The following is a 2,196-nucleotide window of genomic DNA, read 5'->3' on the forward strand; positions in this document are numbered from 1 at the left end:
CGACCCCGACCCCCACGCCGACCCCGACTCCCACCCCGACCCCCACGCCGACCCCCAGCCTGCCTGCGACCGGCACGCCGGGACCGGTGTCGGAGGATCAGCTCACCGACGCCACCCGTGGCGGCATCGACGCGCCCGACACAGCTCGGGCCGGTGAGAGCATCACGATCGTCGTCGGAGCGGAGCACGCAGACGAGACGGTGTGGGTCTGGCTGCACTCGACGCCCGTCTCGCTCGGCGGCCACGTGGTGACCGCTGCCGGCACCGTCACCGTGACGCTGCCTGCGAACACCGCGCCCGGGCTGCATACTCTCGTCGTGCTCGACGCGGACGGCAACGTCATCGGCTGGACCGAGATCACCGTCACCGCGTCGCTCGCCGCGACTGGCGCGGATGGGGCGGGTCTCGCCGCGACAGCGGGCATCGCCGTCGCGCTCATCGTCGCGGGCGCCCTGGGTGTCGTGACGCGCCGCCGCCGGGCACTCGCCTGACGATCACAGAGGGGTGCCTCGGCATCGCGCCTGCGCAGGCGCGATGCCGAGGCATCCGTCGCTCCGCCCGTTCGTGTCGCAGGGACGATCCCGCCACCGGCGCCCGGCGCGCCGCGCGACGCGCCCGGGATCGGAAAGACGCCCTGCGACACGAACCGGGTCAGGACCGCAGGAACGCCAGCAGTGCCTCGTTGACCTCGGCGCCGTGCGTCCACAGCAGACCGTGCGGTGCGCCCTCGAGCTCGACGTAGGTGGCGTCGGGCAGGAGCTCCTTGAAGCGGCGGGCGGTCGCGTCGATCGGCAGGATGTTGTCAGCCGTGCCGTGCAGGATGAGCGCGGGCACGTCGACGGCCGCGATGTCGGCGCGGAAGTCGGTCGGCCACGTCAGCGGGGCCGCCGCCATCGCGGTGTTGCCGGCATGGTTCGCGACCTGGACGCTCGCGTCGAGGGCCTCCTGCGAGAGGCGCGAGCCGAGGTTGTCGTCGACGTTGTAGAAGTCCTTGAAGAACCCGGCGATGAAGGCGTAGCGGTCTTCGCGCACCGTCTGCGCGAGGCCGTCGAAGAACTCCTGCGGGCCCGCTCCGTCGGGGTTGTCGTCGGTCGTGAGCAGGAACGGCTCGAGCGAGCCGAGGAACGCGGCCTTCGCCACGCGCGAGCTGCCGTACCGCGACAGGTACCGTGCGATCTCGCCCGTGCCCATCGAGAAGCCGACGAGGATCGCCTCGCGGAGGTCGAGGTCCTCGATGAGGGCGTGCAGGTCGGCGGCGAACGTGTCGTAGTCGTAGCCCGAGCCCGCCTTCGTCGAGGCGCCGAAGCCGCGGCGGTCGTACGCGATGACCCGGAACCCCGCGTCGAGCAGCGCGGCCTGCTGCTTGCCCCACGACTCGCCGTTCAGCGGGAACCCGTGGATCAGCACCACGGGCTGCGCGTAGGCCGGGCCCTGGTCGGTGTAGTAGAGGTCGACGTCGACCGAGTTCTCGGTCCCGACGGTGATGTACGCCACGATCGCTCCTTCCGGCCGGGAACGGATGCCTCGGCCCTGCCTTCGACGTTAGGACGAGGCATCCGTCGCCGCCAGGGGTTGCGCGCTGCCTGCCGGAGCGTTCACGTGTCGTTCAGCGACGATGAGGGTCAGCGGTCGGCGGAGGCGCCGGGCGTTACGTCTCGGCCACTGCGCACAGCTGGGTCGCTGCGGCAGGATGGGCCCGTGGACGAGGAACAGCACCTGGTGGTTCGGGTTGTCAGCCCGACCGAGGATGACGACGGCCGGGCTGACCTGGCGCGATTGAACCTCCTGGCCCACGCCAGACGCAGCCAGGAGAGAGCCGATGAGCTGTCGGCATGGATCCGAGATGCTGCGAGGAGGGCAGCCGCGAAAGCGATGGCGGCTTCGTCGGATCCAGAGGTTGTCGGTGATGCCGTCCTGGAGGCGGTCCTCACGGCGATGCGCGAAGGGCCGCCCGCGGACTAGCGGCCCCCCAGGGCCGACGGTGACCCGAGCGCCCGGCGGCTCCAACGCGATGGGCGGGTTCAGGCGTCGCGGGCGGCGCCGGGCGACGGCGTCACGGTGAAGATCGTCGGGGCGGCGAAACCGGATGCCTCGAACGCAGCGGTCGCGGCATCCGTCACCGCCTGCACACGGTCGCCGGCGACGAGCGCGATCGCGGCGCCGCCGAAGCCGCCGCCGGTCATGCGGGCGCCCACG

The 2,196-nt window shown here is 72.0% G+C and carries 3 protein-coding genes; 2 read left to right on the top strand and 1 reads right to left on the bottom strand.

Annotated features, from left to right (window positions below):
- Nucleotides 1–491: LPXTG cell wall anchor domain-containing protein (locus tag EIO58_RS16630; protein ID WP_127820409.1), on the top strand; the 491-nt coding region annotated here is incomplete at its 5' end.
- Nucleotides 492–651: 160 nt separating this feature from the next.
- Here EIO58_RS16630 and EIO58_RS16635 read toward each other — a convergent pair.
- Entirely contained in the window at nt 652–1,494 is an 843-nt protein-coding gene (locus tag EIO58_RS16635; RefSeq protein WP_127820410.1) for an alpha/beta fold hydrolase, read from the bottom strand.
- Between the two features lie 204 nt (nt 1,495–1,698).
- Between EIO58_RS16635 and EIO58_RS16640 the strand changes: the two genes are divergently transcribed.
- Entirely contained in the window at nt 1,699–1,962 is a 264-nt protein-coding gene (locus EIO58_RS16640; protein ID WP_127820411.1) for a hypothetical protein, read from the top strand.
- Nucleotides 1,963–2,196: the final 234 nt, after the last annotated feature.

The organism is Microbacterium sp. CPCC 204701 (genome assembly GCF_004010105.1).
Classification (GTDB): domain Bacteria; phylum Actinomycetota; class Actinomycetes; order Actinomycetales; family Microbacteriaceae; genus Microbacterium.